This is a genomic window from Deltaproteobacteria bacterium (genome assembly GCA_016208165.1).
GTDB lineage: Bacteria > Desulfobacterota > Desulfarculia > JACQYL01 > JACQYL01 > JACQYL01.
In genome coordinates, this window is record JACQYL010000025.1 from 46,751 (window position 1) to 62,215 (window position 15,465).

General features: G+C 56.7%; 10 protein-coding genes. 5 read left to right on the forward strand and 5 right to left on the reverse strand.

The genetic code is table 11. From position 1 onward, the window contains the following. Positions 1 to 124 precede the first annotated feature (124 nt). The 4 genes from HY788_04950 to HY788_04965 form a co-directional block, all read right to left on the reverse strand. A complete protein-coding gene (locus tag HY788_04950; GenBank protein MBI4773521.1) occupies positions 125 to 1,147 on the reverse strand; it encodes a CopD family protein in 1,023 nt (340 codons plus the stop codon). A 137-nt stretch (positions 1,148 to 1,284) separates the two neighbouring features. After that, complete coding sequence (locus tag HY788_04955) at positions 1,285 to 6,498, reverse strand: carboxypeptidase regulatory-like domain-containing protein (GenBank protein ID MBI4773522.1); 5,214 nt, start codon at positions 6,496 to 6,498, stop codon at positions 1,285 to 1,287. Further along, the gene (locus HY788_04960; GenBank protein ID MBI4773523.1) at positions 6,495 to 7,160 is read right to left on the reverse strand and encodes an AMMECR1 domain-containing protein; all 666 of its coding nucleotides are present in this window, start codon (positions 7,158 to 7,160) and stop codon (positions 6,495 to 6,497) included. The genes HY788_04955 and HY788_04960 overlap by 4 nt, the downstream gene beginning before the upstream one ends. Continuing rightward, positions 7,144 to 7,944, reverse strand: coding sequence for a VanW family protein (locus HY788_04965; protein ID MBI4773524.1), 801 nt, complete (start codon positions 7,942 to 7,944; stop codon positions 7,144 to 7,146). The genes HY788_04960 and HY788_04965 overlap by 17 nt, the downstream gene beginning before the upstream one ends. Before the next feature lie 265 nt (positions 7,945 to 8,209). Here HY788_04965 and HY788_04970 point away from each other — a divergent pair, with 265 nt between their 5' ends. Further along, the gene (locus tag HY788_04970) at positions 8,210 to 8,518 is read left to right on the forward strand and encodes a hypothetical protein (GenBank protein MBI4773525.1); all 309 of its coding nucleotides are present in this window, start codon (positions 8,210 to 8,212) and stop codon (positions 8,516 to 8,518) included. A 967-nt stretch (positions 8,519 to 9,485) separates the two neighbouring features. On the opposite strand, the gene HY788_04975 is transcribed toward HY788_04970, so the two are convergent. Further along, positions 9,486 to 10,262, reverse strand: coding sequence for a hypothetical protein (locus tag HY788_04975; protein ID MBI4773526.1), 777 nt, complete (start codon positions 10,260 to 10,262; stop codon positions 9,486 to 9,488). A 267-nt stretch (positions 10,263 to 10,529) separates the two neighbouring features. On the opposite strand from HY788_04975, the gene HY788_04980 reads away from it, so the two are divergent. From HY788_04980 to nifU, 4 genes are all read left to right on the forward strand, one after another. Continuing rightward, complete coding sequence (locus HY788_04980) at positions 10,530 to 11,978, forward strand: choice-of-anchor D domain-containing protein (protein ID MBI4773527.1); 1,449 nt, start codon at positions 10,530 to 10,532, stop codon at positions 11,976 to 11,978. Between the two features lie 358 nt (positions 11,979 to 12,336). Further along, a complete protein-coding gene (locus HY788_04985) occupies positions 12,337 to 14,115 on the forward strand; it encodes an NAD(P)H-dependent oxidoreductase (protein MBI4773528.1) in 1,779 nt (592 codons plus the stop codon). An 87-nt stretch (positions 14,116 to 14,202) separates the two neighbouring features. Further along, positions 14,203 to 14,673 (forward strand): DUF2141 domain-containing protein, encoded by a 471-nt coding sequence (locus HY788_04990; GenBank protein ID MBI4773529.1) that lies wholly within the window; start codon positions 14,203 to 14,205, stop codon positions 14,671 to 14,673. Positions 14,674 to 14,929: 256 nt separating this feature from the next. Then, positions 14,930 to 15,454, forward strand: coding sequence for a Fe-S cluster assembly scaffold protein NifU (gene nifU / locus HY788_04995; protein MBI4773530.1), 525 nt, complete (start codon positions 14,930 to 14,932; stop codon positions 15,452 to 15,454). Positions 15,455 to 15,465: the final 11 nt, after the last annotated feature.

A 15,465-nucleotide genomic window follows, 5' to 3' on the forward strand; every position in this document is an offset into this window, starting at 1 on the left:
TATAGGTCCCGATATGCCCTCGATCAAGGCGTATCAGGAGCCGTTGTTCAGTGCTCCAAGGCCCAAACCGGACCGTAAAACCTTCCTCCTCGGGACTCCGAAGCGTTGCCTGCGAAAAGGCTCATCAGGGTACAAGCTCAATGGGAAAATCCCATCGCCACACACTGATGCAGCCCAGGATCAGGAATATGATGACCAGATTGGCGTAGGCCACCCCGACAAAGACCCGATGGGCGGGCCCGGGGGAACGGCCGGCGGAAGGGGCCGTTTCGGGCTTTTCTCCCACGTACGTCACGCGTTCGAGCACTTCAGGCCCATGCGGCGCGCCCTTCATGGCTTCGGTCAGATCCGTCCCCGCCGTGTGCCGGCCGAAATGCTTGCCGTCTTTCCATTTGGCGCTTTTGCTAACATCATACACTTTGTTCTCGTACAACACGTATGCCGGGCGTCCCCCCGTCCCGTCGAAACGGCCCACGTCGGAAAACCCGGCGTGTTCAGCGTCCGCCGGATCAGGGGATCCGTGCGCCTCCCGCCCCATTCGGCGATGAAGAATCGTGATGGCGAACAAGGCGTTGAGGATCATTACGGCGAAAAGCGCCATTTTGACGAACAGCATCAGTCCGAACGTGTTATTGAAGAACTGCTCCCACCGGTAGATCCGCTCCCATGTCAGGAAGATTCCCGTGAGGATGAGGGCCGCCATGCAGCTTACTCCCAGTATGCGCTCACTCCTGGGAATGCCTCCGACCAGCGTCGCCGGTTTGACGAAGATGTGAATATAGAAAATCGCGCCGAAGAACACCATGGCGGCCAGGAGGTGAAGATAGCCTACGATGAATCGGACGGTTTTGAAAACCGGCGACCGGAAGGACCGTACTTTCTCCAGTACCTCACTCGGTATGGGATACTGATATCCGTTGCGGATGAAAGCGAATCCCGTGGTATTCAACCGGCCGCCTATACTCTCCACATGGCAGTACGTGCATTCCCGGCCCGTGCGTTCCGCGTATTCCTCGGTCGCCTGCGCCGGCGAGAGGAACGAAAGGCACTGGATCGTCAGCAGGGGAAGCACATAAACGACCAGACCGGTTTTCACCCCGACTACGGGACGTCCGATCGCCATCCTTTTCGATCGCCGAAGCACCATGGGAAAATCTCCCTAAGGATCATTGTGCTGAAATGAATTCCCATTCGTACAGCGGCCGCACGTTCCGGCGGCTGCGTGATCCAATTCCTCGGGTTTCAAATACCTCTCCCGGCTCCCGATGGTTCCGCGGAGCGGTTTCACCGCGTCACTTCCAGGGTCCCGCTCCTGCTGACGGCCCGGATTTGCGGGTGATAAAACCCCTGGAGCACGGCGGGTCGCACATGGAACGCGCCCGGCGATTCCGCCCGCAGCACATATTCCAGCCTCACCTCTTCTCCCTCCGCCAACCGGTCGAAGAAGAACGCCACGCGCTGGTCGTGGCGTTCCTTCCACAGGTAGGACGGCCACCAGGATGTCTCCTCCTCCGCATCAAAGTGTACGGTTTCAAATCCTGCCGGCAGGTAATCCTCGAGGACAAAATACCGGTACTCGCGATCCGCGGTAAACGACAGTCGGACCAAGGCCTCGTCCCCCGGATGCAGTGGTCCGCTCAACGGCATGGCGAGCACCCTGGGCCGGTTTTGGCTGTCCAGTATTCGAACAGCCTTGTGGATCGTTTTATCGAGGGCCATAGCACACTGCAGGGACTCGGGTTCCTCGAAGGGCCGTTCGTCAAAGCCGTCCACCTGAACCGCATAATATAGTTTGGACGTATGATCGCTCGATAGGGAAAACACATTCTCACCGTGCGCGAAATGTTGCCCGTCGACTTCGAGGACGGCGCCTTTTTCAAGCATGAATTCCTTGGCGGAAAAATCGATACCGCCCACCGGCTTTCCATTCAGCTGAACGGAAAGCACGCCCCGATCCGGACCGACCAGTTCGGGCCGGACCTCGAGGAGCTTTGCCAGAGCCACCAGCACAAGCCCCGTGGCTCTCGTCGATTCCCATTGCATTCCCTGTCTTTGACTCAGGAGCCAGTCCCCGAGCGCCGTCAATCTCGAATCCCGGGCCGCGGTTTCGGCCAATGCCAGGAGACAAAACGCGTTCTGTTCCACCAAAGTGGACCCGAGAGCCTCGGATCCGGGAACTTCAAAGTGCAGGCCCAAGGGATCGGATACCTGGAACCGTTCGAGGGCGGCCAGCGCCCGGTCCGATGCGTCCGGCAGTCCGTGCCGGGCTGTGATGACCATGCACATGGCAAGATCCGGAGGATCCATGTTGGCCACATCCCAGGTCAGGTTCTCCGCCGCCTCCCTGTTGCGATACGTTCCCGTTGTCAGCGCGAACAACACGAACCGCCTCAGACCGGGGCTCCGCTCCTGTTCGAGAAAACGTTCCAGGGCCTCCTGCATGGACTTAAGCGTATTCTGCAGATCCTCATCACCCAGCGAACGCACGGGGTACAGCGCAAAATAGGCCAGGGCCGTCAGGTAGGGGTCACCCTCGCCCATGGGGCCCCATTGGACGCTTCCGTCGTAAATGAAGGTCTCAAGGCGATCGACGCCTTCTTTGAAGCGGGCTTCAATGCGCTCCCGGCGGGGTACGGGGATGCCCATTCGGGTGTATGTCTCCAGAAACACGGACATGGGCAAAAAGGAATTCAGGGTTTGCTCGGCGCACCCATAGGGGAACTCGAAAAGATACGGAATGGCCGTCAGAGCCGCAGCAGCCGCGCGACCGGTACCGCTGATCCGAGCCCGAATTCGTTTTAGTGAGACCGTTTCCGGAATCCGGAGGGTGGTTTGGCCGGACCCGCCTTGCATCCATCCGGATACTCCCAATTGGACCGGCACACCGATGCTTTCGATGGGAATCACTCGCTTTTCGGAGTCCGTTGCTTGATCCGCCGAAACCATCGCCAGCACTTCCGCGCGAAGATCGTCCTTTGCTTTAACGTACCATTCCGCCCGGGCGGTGCCTTCCGGCGGCAGGGACAGTCGCCTCACGGGCTCCGCCGGCGGCTCGACTGCTCCATCCGTTTTCAGTTCCGCACGAACCTGCTCCATCGGCTCGTCCGTTCGATTGGTAAGAATCGCGGAAAGGCCGATTCGATCTCCGTTCACTAGGAACCGCGGCACTCTGAGAGAGGTCACCAGCGGTTTGCTCGAGAGGGTTTTGGCCCGATTGAGTCCGAATCTGCCGTCACGGGTATGTCCCAGCAGCGTGGCACGCCACGTGGTCAGGTTGTCGGGCATTACTAGCCGAACCGTACCCGCGCCCGAAGGCCCGATCTCGAGGTGGGGAACCCATAGAGCCGTATCCCGAAACTCGGACCTGGCCCTCTGGTCTCCCTGCTCTTTGGTGGCCCCTCCGATGAATCGCAAGGGGAAGGAGTAGGAAGTGGAAATCCACGGAGGACGTTTAGCGAAAAAGAAGTCCGCCGGTTCGGGGGTCTCATCCCTGCGCAGACGGTACAGCGATTCGTCCACGATTCCGACGCTTACGTCCGCGGACACGGGTTTCTCGTTCGAGTCCGAACATCGTATCGTAAGCACGGCCACGTCTCCGGGCTGATACTCCTTGCGGTCGAAGATTCCCTCGATCCGGATGTCTTTGGATTCCACCGGAACATTCAGGGACACATGATGATAGTGCAATTGTTTCCCGTTGTGCGTCAGTACGCTCAAATACACGTTGGGGGCATACTCGGCCTTCACAGGGACCTCAATCACCATCGAACGGCCGGGCATGGAAACCCGTTGATGAAAAAGGATATCTTCGCTTTCCCCGGTGAACAGCAGCTCCGCGTCCGGAATCGAGGAATGGATCATTAAGCGGGCCGTTTCTCCGGCGCGATACGAGTCTTTATCCAGCATCAGCTCCAGAGGACGATAGTCATATTCGGCTGAAAAGGACCGCTCCGAGTACACCCACAACGAGCTTCTTGCCAGGGCCTGGTTGCCCCTCGGATCCACCGCGGTCACTTTGAGGTCCGCCCTACCGGGTTTCACGGAGTCCAGGGGAATTTCCGAGCGTACAATGCCGCCGGGACCGGTGACTTCACGCCCTTGCCACAGCGGAGTCCGGCCTTTCTCATACTCGCGTCGAAGCGGATTCCACACGGCCTGGTCCAACGAAATCCGGAGCGAAGCGTCGGGCACCGGTTTCCCGTCCAGATCCGTCAACCGAATCCTCAGAACGGCGGTCCCCGGGGTACGATACAGGCTTCGTTCCGACTCGGCCCGGATTCTGTACAGGCTTTGTTCGTAAGAGACTTCCGTTCGCTCGGATTCGATTCTCCCGGACGGTGAGGTTACGTCCGCTTCCACGGTGATGGTGCGGTCGTATGACCTGGGTCCCGGCGTCACCTCGAAACCGAAGAAGCCCTGCATGTCCGTGGAGCCGCTTCCCTGCTTAATCAGTCGCTGGTATCCCGCGGATTCATAGTACGATTGTTCCCACCACGCGGTGGCCGGAGGGGTCGCGCTTATGCGCTCGAAGACCCGATATCGGATGGGAGCCTGCTGAAGAGGGGCCCCCATAAAAAAGCGCGCCTCGATCTTCACGGAAATACGGTCTCCGGATACATAGGCCGCGCGATCCGGGCGCACGATAATCGAAAAATCCGGCTTTCGATAGGCCTGGACGGAAAAGGTCGCATGACCGATCCCAAAACCCTTGACAGAAAGGGTATGGTCCCCCAGGCGGGGCTCCTTTTCGAGCTGAACCACCCCATGCACGGTTCCCCATTCATCCGACGTTTTTTCTTGAGAAAAAACCATGCTTCCGTCCGGGTCTGAAAGCTCGACGATTACCCGAGTTCCTTGGGGAGCGGCCTGCAGTTTCCCGTCTTCGAACTGTTTGAGAAGGGCCTTATAATACACTTGTTGTCCGGGCCGATAGATGGGGCGATCGGTATAAAGGAGCGCTTTTCGGCCCTCCGCCGAGGCGGCTCGTGTCCGGAACGCGCTGGACACGGCCAGTCCCAGTTCCGCTTTCATGGCGATCACCGTGATTTCACGATCCGGTTCGGTCAGCCGATGAAAGAATACGCCCGTGGCGTCCGTTTGTCCCGTGGCCACGGCGGCGTCCAACCCAAAAACGCTCATGATCTTCTGAAACAGGGACTGCTCCGTTTCGGACTTCTCGACTCCTTCGGCAAGGACGTACACGGGCACCCCCGGCTCCGCCTGATTGGGCTCGAGATTCATGGCGTACACCAGCAGGTCGGAGTTGCCCCTCTTGGTGGCCAGGCCCAGATTCGATATGAAAATCGAGTGACGGGCTTCACTCGAGGCGCCGGCCACTCGAAGCAGGTACACTCCGGGGCTGATGAATTTTTTGATTTCGATTTCTTCGTTGGCCCACGAAAAGGGACGAAAACGCCCAAACGCGAACGGCTGCGTGTGAATCCGTTCGAATGGCTCCAGCGGCGCCCCGTTCGCAAGAAGCGATTTCAAACCGCGAGGATGATCGAGAAGCCATTTCTCGGGAACGCGGTACATTTCCACATCCGCGGCTTGAACGTTGAATCCTCGGACAACGAACTTGATCGGTTCTTTCAGGGTGTATACGTCCTGGTAAATAGCCAGAAGTACTTTTGGGGGGGCGGAGTCCAGCCGGAGTTCCAGGCCGTCGACGTCCTCGCCTTCATTCACAAGAACGACCGGCGCCGCGCCTGCAAGCGAGAACTCTTTCGTATCTTCACCGATCCGATACCGCCCGGGACGCAGATCCTCCAGCCGGAAAGTCCCTTCAAGGTTCGAATCGGAGCGATGTACGGCGGGTCCCTCCGCGGTGACCGCCACATTGAACAACGGCGTCCCGTCAACTTTCAATACCACCTTCCCTGTAACGGACGCCGGACGGTACAACGTCACGTTCAGATCCGTTGATTTTCCCGAACGTATGAATACGTTGCTGATTTCTTCGGGAATGTATCCTTCGGTCTCGATCTCGAGTCTGAACGCGCCTTCCGGGATTCCTTCCACGACATAATTCCCGTTGTCGTCCGTCTCCCGCTCGAACCGGTTCACGAGGTATGGTTCCGGAAACATCTGCGTCAGCGTCATTCGGGCCCTGGGTAACGGGAGGCCCGCGCTGTCCGCTATGCGGCCCTCGAGAATTCCTCCGGGCGGCAGAGCGACTCGCAACGTGGATTCCACGGACCCCATACCCGGCTCCCAGTAAGCCATGCGCATCGTGGAATATCCTTTTGCCTGTGCCGTTAAATGAAATCTCACCCCCACGGGCAGATCCGGGAAATGAAAGCCGCCTTCCTTGTCGGTGAACGCACGGGAATAACCGGAGCCGCCTGAAGCGTTCTCGATCTCCACGAGGGCGCCGGCGATACCGGTTTGCGTCAGCTTATCGACCACCACCCCGTTCAGTTCGAGCTGCCCTGCGTAAACCATCGAAGAGGCCCACGCCAGAACCCACACAAGCCATGTGCTGCACTTCCGAGTCATCTCGACTCCTCCCAGCTACGCTCGTCCAGAGTCACTACGGAAAAACGTTCGAAAACCGCCCTGCCCGGATCCTGAATGCCGAGCACGGTTCGGATCCCGTTCGATAGGGTCCTGGATTCTCCGGGCAAGAGCAGGCGCTGTCGTCCTTCCACAACCGTTTTCAGACCTTCCCGGCGAAAGTCGACGTCAAAAGGATCCGAGCACGGTTCGGGTCGGCCGACAAACGACACTACCAACTTGAGATCTTTCAGTTCTTCCAAAGCCACCGGCTCCCTCCGCATGTCCACGGAAACGACGTGCGGGCCCAGTGACATCAACGCCTCCGACAGACTGTCTTCCGCCGGCATGAAGGATCCGACGCAGGCGCGGACACGGGCGCCGTCCATGAGCGAGATAAAAACGCCCGCGCGCACCGCAGGCCACGGAATCCGCTCCGGGATCGAGAGGTCCGCACCCAGCGCGCGCTGGATGGAACTTCGAGCCGCATTCAGAATGCGACGCTCTGAAGCGGTTCCTTTCATCACGAAGTAGGGATACAATGTCACATCGGCCCATCCGGCATCAGGCAGCCATCCCAACAGGAACCCCACACCGGCGAGGACGGCGAGCATGACCATTGCGCGGCGGCGCCTCTCTGCAACCGTCCTAATTTTCGAGCCCATCCGACCCGTCCACATCGGCCGATGATTCGAATTCAGACGCTTCCTTCCAATCGTGCACCGGAGGGAAGACATCCACCGAAACGAGCTCCCGGCTCACCTCCACGGAGTCTTCAAAGCGGAGCCGATACAGTTGTATCTCTAATCCCGGCCTGGCGGTTGGGCTGTCAAACGGCGGCGCCACCTCCCGGGTTCGGCGCTCGAGACGAACCTCGTACGGCAGGGGCCCTCTGCCGTAAATGGAGATCATCAGCTCCGTCGGTGTGGTCGCCGCCTTGATCTGAATCGGAAAATCGAAGGAACTGCGCAGAACAAGGTCTCTGTATCCATAAGATACCGTCGCATCCTGACCCGGCGGCACATAGTATACCCGGCTCGAATGTTTGGTGCGTTTGACGATGATCAGGTCCGCCAACAACGCGGCGTTGTAAAGCGTGGTCGAGACCTGACAGACCCCTCCCCCCACCAATCTTTCCATATCGTCGAAATAGAGTACGGGCGCTTTTCGAAAACCTCGCTTGGCGCTTCGGGGCCCTACGGCATGGTTGAATGAAAATCGGCCTGCAGGAGGAATGACCCGGTTGTTCAACTGCCGGACGCACAGTCCGATGTTGTGAGTCCGATCCGCATCCGAATCCAGGGCTGTGGAAAAGCTTCCCAGGAGATAGGGAAACGATGGGACCGCGGGGACCAGGGGGCGATCCAACCACGAAGCCGGACTCTCCCCGAACGTCAGGAAGAAAACAGGAATAACCACGCAAACCAGTATAAAGCTTCTCTTATGCATGATCCACCTCTGCCGGTTGCATCATTATACGTTGTTTAATCGCCGGTCGCACCTCAGATCTTTGCGAACCAACGAATCCAGTCCGTCCATACGATGTGTCAGGCTTTTTCGAGCCTTCGGCTTGAAACATAGCATATTTTCTAAAGTCTGTGCCGTAACGTGCCGAATGTTTAATCAACTCCGATACATCGCAAGAAATCGACTCGATGAACAGCAACGGAACTATTTTGGTCTATTTTATTGTCTTTTGTTCTGGGAGTTCCTAATGAAACTAACCTGCCCAAACTGTGGCGTTCAGGGTAGCCTGGATGTCCAAAACATGAACGACCTTTGCCCTTATCTCTCCTGCCCCGTATGCTACGGCAGGTTTAACGTAAGGATCCGAAGGGATAGAAACAACGTACTCGTCATGCGGGATCCAACCCCGAAATCATGCGAAATGGATTCCGGGCGCGTCCGCAGGGAGACGGGACGTGGTCCGCTTTTGTGGCTGGTGGGCATCCAGAAGAAACACAAGACGCCGCCGGCTACCGAGTCCAACCTTTTGCAGTGTGCGTTGAGTCAGCGAGCGTAACCCGACACGTGGGGCCGTATCCGGCGGGTTTCACAAGTACGAACTGAACGGATATGGGATCTGTGCGGCCGTGTGAACTCGCGTGGAGAAGACACGGATGTTTAGCGCTCCCTAGGAGGGTCCGAGCCGGTAAGGACGGCTCCGGGGAAACCGTTTAGGCTTCCCCGTATGCCGTGTGCGTGAATGAATGAGGGTATTTGAAGCCTCGTTAAGAGGAGGCTTTCCGGTGGGTGCAACCCCGGCAAGCGCCGAGTGATTTTTAAATAAGGAACATCGCGATCGCGGTGCTGCAAACCAGGAATCCCATAACGACTTCCCATAACGTATTTTCAATGGCCATCCGTGTATCTCCCGTGCGGCTGTGAGGTTTCGTGTTATCGAGCTTTCAATCTCTGCGTGGAGCGCCGCCGGCTACCAACGTGCTGAAAACACCGAGCACTTCCCTTAGCGATTCATCTGTTTCGTAATGAAGAGAAGGCGCCATCCTGACTTGCTTCGGTCGGGCTTGGGCCTTCTCAGCTCTGCTTCCCGTTCTTCTCGTCTTATCAGTCAAGCAACAAGTAGGCCATTTCCGCTCGAGCGGGACAGTTCTTCGCCGTTTCCGCGGAATCGTACTCGACGCCTAACGCGCTTTTCGTCTATCCCGCCTGAATTCCTACTTAAATTCATCCTGACCCATTTCCTTGCATCCTTCTCGGATCTTCAAGACGGAGGGAACCGGGCGGGTTTTTGAACTCGAGCCGAACCGTTCAGTCCGTCCCATGTGGTCGTACCCGACCACTTGTGGTCTGATATCGGCCGCCCCGGCGCCTTTAACCTCCGGATACCTCCAGTGCATGAACGGATCGCAGACTTGTATGGAGGATGATCCGGATGATTGGTCTTCTTCGATTAGCCGTCCCCCGGCCGGGTGAGTCCGTGGAGGGGGCATGTTGCGGAAGAGCGCGCGCCGATGCATTGTGCGGAATCAGGAATCGTCCTGTTCTTCTGCAAGCCGTACGATTTCATCATAGGAAGGGGTTGCAAGATAACATTCCTCGACAACGAACTTCTGCTCGACTCGAATCTCTTGGTTTTCCGGATTCCTTACAAAGACGCTCTTAACACTGGCCCATATGAACGTCAAGCTTTCCTTGTAGCGGTTCCAAGCTACGCCGATGCTGCTTTTGGTGGGCTCCGGCAGGCTTTCTCGCCGGGCTTTCTGCTCCAATTCGTAGCGTTCGTTTCTCGATTTTATGGCTTCGAAAAAAAAGCCGACCGGCATGACCGGGACCATCACTTCCGCAGCCGCATTAACCGCCACCCCTCCGGCGGATTCCAATACGAAATAGACATAGTTTTTAAACCTCTGCGAGCTGATTTCACTTCTCCGCACCTCTCTTATCTTGAGTACCACCCGATATCCATAGAACCATTCAAAATGCGATTCCATTTCGTAGTAATTCAGAGATCGTACGATGAATTCAGTGACATGTCCGAGATACACTCCCTCGGGGAGCACCACGGTTCCCAACCCTTTTTCCTTGGCGTTCAGCAGACACCCGAACAGCGTATCAGGCACTCCCCGCTTGCCCGAGCAGCCCTCCAGACAGATGACGTCTACGTAGCCGATCCGCCCGCCCAAGGCTCCTGCACCGTTCCCGCCCGGAGCAGGACTACCGGATATCGGGGATGAGCGCGGCGCGCAGGCGACCGGCTGAACGACAACCACCAGGGCCAACCATAATAAGGACCATCTTCTCATGTCTGTCCGGAATTTCCTTTGAACTCCATTGTACTCCAAAGAGCACGATTCTGAAACCGTTAGTCTTCCGTCCGCGTAACATGGAATGGACCCGAGCTTTCACCTTTCCGAAATGCCGAAGGAGTTTCGGTGGTTGGCACACAAGTTGCTCCTCCCTCCATTTATTGATATCTTGTTGAGGACGCGTGCGTTCCCGGATCATTCCCTGGGAATCGAAGATTCTGAAAAAGAAAAGAGAAAGGCATGTTCAGTACCAAACGAAAGACCATGAAAAGAAATTTTGTTCTTGGCGCGCTATTTCTGGTGCTTCATCTCATCCCAATCACGATTCCCGCCGCCGAAAGCGATGACGAGTTTCTGCTTCGGCTTCCTTCATTACTGGCCAGTGTATTATCCCCGAAAATCCAGGTAACCCCCGATAAAGTCAGTTTTGGGACCGTTACGATCAGTACGGCGTGGGAGAGAACGTTCGTCATTTCAAACGCGGGGCGCCGCACGCTTACCATCACCGAGCTTGCCGGTTTACCGTATGAGGGTTTCAGCTTGCCGAATCCACCTGCCCTACCCCTGAGCCTGGCCCCCGACGAATCACGGAATATCACCGTCCGATTCGAACCCACCACCAAAGGTCCAAAGCTGGCGGAGCTGGTCATTAAGAGCGACGATCCGAAACAACCCTTCGCAACGGCCGAGTTTAGCGCCGTAGCGGCTTTTTTCAGGCCGTTCGGCTTCCATTTGAATCCGGTGCTGCTGAACGGTCCCGGCGCACTGAGATTCGAAAAAAACGTTCACTACCTGAGGAAACCTCAGCCGGACGATCGGTACTTCTCCTACTTCTCCCCAGATGGAACCCGTTTCGTTCAGCTACCTCTAGCGGATGGCCTTGTGAAATCGTATCCCACACCGGAGGATTATCAGCGGCTGAAAGGAATTGGCGATTTCGTGGTGTGTAACATATGGAAGTCCTATTGGGACGATCCCGTGGACGGTCCCGAAATGCGAAAAGTCATCGATGGATGCGCCTCGAACGGTCTCCTCCTGATCATTCGTATCGAAGACACCTCGAGAATCTCGAACCACCCGACTCCGGGCCCCACGGATGAGAGCTGGTTCGTTACCTCTTTCGAACCATACGTCCGGTCCCTGGTGCAGTACGGGAAGGGCAAGGTCTTTGCTTACCAGGTGTGGAACGAGGCCTGGGAACCCAGCCGATATTTGCTGGGTCCAACCGGTCAAATGATTTCCAACGGGGAGTACATCGATCATCTTGCGCGCGTCGGGTCCGTCATCCGGTCCGAGGATCCGTCGGTGGACATCTTCAACAGCGCCATGACGAGTATCGTGGAATCTCAATACAACTCAAGAACCAAGGATCTGTTGGATATGGACATCGAAGATCATATCAACATCTTTAACTTCCACTACTTTCCCCACGGCGAAGTGAGCTTCGGTGAGCAGCTCAAACTTCTTGAACTGGGCTTCCTGATTTCCAAGGACGTGATTATCACGGAATGCAATCATATCGATCCGTTGGTCACTGACAGCGACAAATTCAACGCCATAATGGATGTGAGGAATGAAGTGTCCGAGGTGTTCGAATTGAGAGGAGTGATGGCCTTTGCGTGGAACGCCGGAACGGCGGATCCGACCCTCCTCATCTGGGCCATAAAGGATACTCCGCTGGAGGACATGCTGTACAACGAATATAATCCGTAAGATAATCGAGCACGGGGTAAACCGTTTTGAAAGGCCCTCCCCCTTGACCCCCTTTCAACATGGCTGAGGCCGGCGCGGGGTGCGGGCGCCCCGATTCGGAAGTCCCGGGGAGGATTCCCCGAATGCTCTTTGAACGGATACTCGATAGGCTCGATTCCGGTTGGGGAGCCGGGTTCTTTCAGAGAGGAGCCGTCTCTTTCCCACCGGGCGCATACTCCCGGAACAAAAGAATCGGGAGCGATTCATCCGTCGCCGGTGCCGTTCGCTCCCCTTTTTCACCGTTTCGTCTCATGCGTTTTGCCCTATGAAGTGAAAGCTCGTAAAATCAGGGCAAACAGGTTCTAAGGAGGGCATGGCTATGAATATCGTGAAGAAAGCGTTTTTCGCGGCAGGCGCGTGGCCTAGCATGGCGATTTTCTGGGGGCTGATCCTCGGGGCGAAATCGGGCGCCGCCCCGGCGGCCGTATTGGCGCTGGCTTACGCCCTGGGTTACACTCTGATCGCCTTTGGAGCCAAGCGGGTTACTCACCTGGATTTCGGAGTGGCGCTCTTTTTCGCCGTGGGGGCTGCATTGGCCCTGTCCGGGTCGGCCTATCATCTGACCTTTCTCTTCGACCGTTTCACCACCTTCCTGTATCTTTCTCTTTTCCTGATGTTGTTCCTTCCCCTGGTGTTTGGAGCCGAACCTTTCACCTCGGTATTTGCCAAACGCAGTACCCCGGAAGCGTTCTGGAACACGGATCTCTTCCGGAGCATCAACCGGCTCATGACTCTGGTCTGGTCCGGTCTGTTTGCCGCCGCCATGTTTATCACGCTGATTCCCGGAATCTGGACTCAGATCTTGGCGCCGGGCGTTTTGTTGCTGGCCGTGGGTGTGCCGTTTACAAAGGCGTTTCCGGATGCGTATTTGAGATCGAAAGGTCTGGGAGGGCGGGCGCAACTGGAAGTCAACACCGTTCCGAGTCCGCTCTCGGCGGAAACCATAAACGAGGCGCCGAAGGGCGACCGTGCGGAAGAAGCACAAAAACTGGGTCCTGTGAAAAGCATACTGGTGGTGTTCGGCAGTCCCCGGGGAGAGAAGGGCTACACCTACAAGACGCTGGACCGTTTTCTGGACGGAGTTCGGGAGAGCGGCATCGAGCCCGAGATTCTGTTTCTGCACAAATACCGAATCAAGCCTTGTGTCGGCTGCTATACGTGTTGGGCCAAGACTCCGGGAACGTGCATTCACCAGGACGACATGCCCGCTATGAGGGAGAAGGTGGCGAAGGCGGACCTGGTGGTGTACGCTCAGCCTCTGTATGTCATGAGCGTGCCCGGCATCACCAAGAATTTTCTGGATCGCATGATTCCGGGCCTCGATCCGCGTCTGATCGAACGACCGGACGGTTCCACCCGGCATCCTTTGAGGTCGCCGGGGGCTTTCGGACGCAGGCTGCTCGTGTTTTCCGTGTGCGGATTCCCCGAACTCGAGCATTTTGAACCCATGCTCGGCATGTTTCGAACCATGTCCAGGACCACGGGCAATCCCATCGTGGGAGAATTGCTCCGCCCGGCGTCCGAGTCCATGCGTTTCGGCGATGGACGTGTACCAGCCTACCGGTCCGTTATGGACGCCTTTTACCAAGCCGGCAAAGAGGTGGTTACAAACGGCTACGTATCCCGTGCCACGGAACAGGCCGTTTCTCAACCGCTCTTTCCCGATGTGGGAAGTTTTCGCGATGTGGCCAATACGTTCTGGAAGACGTGGGGCGCCTATGAAGAGGAAAAGAAGAGCGGGAAGAGCATGCCGCCTCTGGATGACTATCTGAAAAGAGATGGGGCCATGATGTTCGCCGGCATGGCGTCCGTCTACGACTCGTCAAAAGCCGGAGATTTGGAGGGTGCTTTTCAATTCAATATCAACGACGGATCCGAAAGCAGCTATTATATCGAAATCAAGGACCATAAATGCCGGTTTCACGAGGGAAAGGCGCCCGATCCCCGAGTGACCGTCAACACACCTTTGGACGTCTGGATGTCCATTTCGGAGGGCGGGATGTCAGGTCAGGAAGCGCTGATGAAAGGCCTCTATACGGTGGACGGAGACCTGGGAGCTCTGATTAAAATGGGTGCGGCCTTTGCCGTAAATCGTTGACCGAAATCCGGACAGCATACGGGTTAATGGCCGCCGGCGCCCTTGAAGCAAGGAAACGCGGAAGACAACGGGAGGACACGGTGGTTTATGGGACAAAGAGGCGTTGAGATGTACAAAACAGGCGGGTTTGTGGCGATCATGTTGGTGATGGCGGCTTCGCTTTCCTGGAGCGGCTCCGGCGGATTTACTCTGGAAGGGGAAATCCGGGGGGCCGGTGACAAAGGCGACGTCTTCTATCGTCTCGTCGACAGGGGAGCCTTCGAGGAACCTGCGGACACTGGTCATTTCAGGATGGGCGGCGTTATACCTATCGGGAATCCGGACCATGCCGGGGCAAGCCTCACCTTTGTATTGAAGGATGTGCCTCCGGGGAGATACGCTCTTCAGTCTTTCCAGGATATCAACGGAAACAAAAAGCTGGACATTGGGATGTTCGGTCCCAAAGAGCCCTGGGGCAACTACCGTCCGTCCCGCCCGAGTTTCCGCGCCCCGGCGTTCGACGAGTGCGCCTTTGATGTGAACGGGCCGTTAAACGGAATCGTTGTGCAACTCGAATAGCTGAAAGACCGCCCCGAAATCCTCACGGTCAGCCGAAGCTACGCACACCTGTTCAGACAAATGTAAGGCTTCGATCCGCGGCGCTCCATCTAAGTTGGAATACCCCTGCAACATGAACTTAGATCCTGTTCTCCGATGACGCGGTATTATTCCCCATGCATTCCTCCTTGGATGGACTTTTACTGAAATGGACCTATATTTGATTAAATGTCTTTGGTCGGCTCTTCTCAGCAAGTTCATACAAAGGAGCAAAACGATGTATAGTCAGACCGTGATGGACCATTTCAAGAGCCCTCGGAACGTGGGTGAAATGAAAGACGCCGATGGTGTCGGCGAAGTGGGAAACCCCCTGTGCGGCGATATGATGACGTTGTATATCAAAGTGAAAGACGACCGGCTCGACGACGTCAAGTTCCTCACCTTTGGATGTGGAGCCGCCATCGCTGTTTCCAGCATGATAACGGAAATGGCCAAGGGGAAGACGATCGAGGAAGCAAAAAAAATAACCAACAAATCCGTGGCGGACGCACTTGAAGGCCTCCCCAAGAATAAACTTCACTGCTCCAATCTGGGCGCCGACGCCTTGCATCTGGCCATAAGCGACTATGAACGCAAGAGAGACGGAAAACCCGCGCCCAAAGCCGAACGCGTGGAGCCATTGGAACACGATCACGATGAGCACTGCTACTGCCCGTACTGCGATGCGGACGTTACAGATGATATGGAATACTGCGCGGCATGCGGCAAGAAAGTGAAAAGCGGGGATTTCCCGGTAATATAATCCCTTCACCT

What these genes read in the sequence shown, in the direction of transcription:
- HY788_04970 (MBI4773525.1), top strand. Translation starts at nt 8,210, where the DNA reads ATGAAACTAACCTGCCCAAACTGTGGCGTTCAGGGTAGCCTGGATGTC.
- HY788_04955 (MBI4773522.1), bottom strand. Translation starts at nt 6,498, where the DNA reads ATGACTCGGAAGTGCAGCACATGGCTTGTGTGGGTTCTGGCGTGGGCC.
- HY788_04990 (MBI4773529.1), top strand. Translation starts at nt 14,203, where the DNA reads ATGGGACAAAGAGGCGTTGAGATGTACAAAACAGGCGGGTTTGTGGCG.
- nifU (MBI4773530.1), top strand. Translation starts at nt 14,930, where the DNA reads ATGTATAGTCAGACCGTGATGGACCATTTCAAGAGCCCTCGGAACGTG.
- HY788_04950 (MBI4773521.1), bottom strand. Translation starts at nt 1,147, where the DNA reads ATGGTGCTTCGGCGATCGAAAAGGATGGCGATCGGACGTCCCGTAGTC.
- HY788_04975 (MBI4773526.1), bottom strand. Translation starts at nt 10,262, where the DNA reads ATGAGAAGATGGTCCTTATTATGGTTGGCCCTGGTGGTTGTCGTTCAG.
- HY788_04980 (MBI4773527.1), top strand. Translation starts at nt 10,530, where the DNA reads ATGAAAAGAAATTTTGTTCTTGGCGCGCTATTTCTGGTGCTTCATCTC.
- HY788_04985 (MBI4773528.1), top strand. Translation starts at nt 12,337, where the DNA reads ATGAATATCGTGAAGAAAGCGTTTTTCGCGGCAGGCGCGTGGCCTAGC.
- HY788_04960 (MBI4773523.1), bottom strand. Translation starts at nt 7,160, where the DNA reads ATGGGCTCGAAAATTAGGACGGTTGCAGAGAGGCGCCGCCGCGCAATG.
- HY788_04965 (MBI4773524.1), bottom strand. Translation starts at nt 7,944, where the DNA reads ATGCATAAGAGAAGCTTTATACTGGTTTGCGTGGTTATTCCTGTTTTC.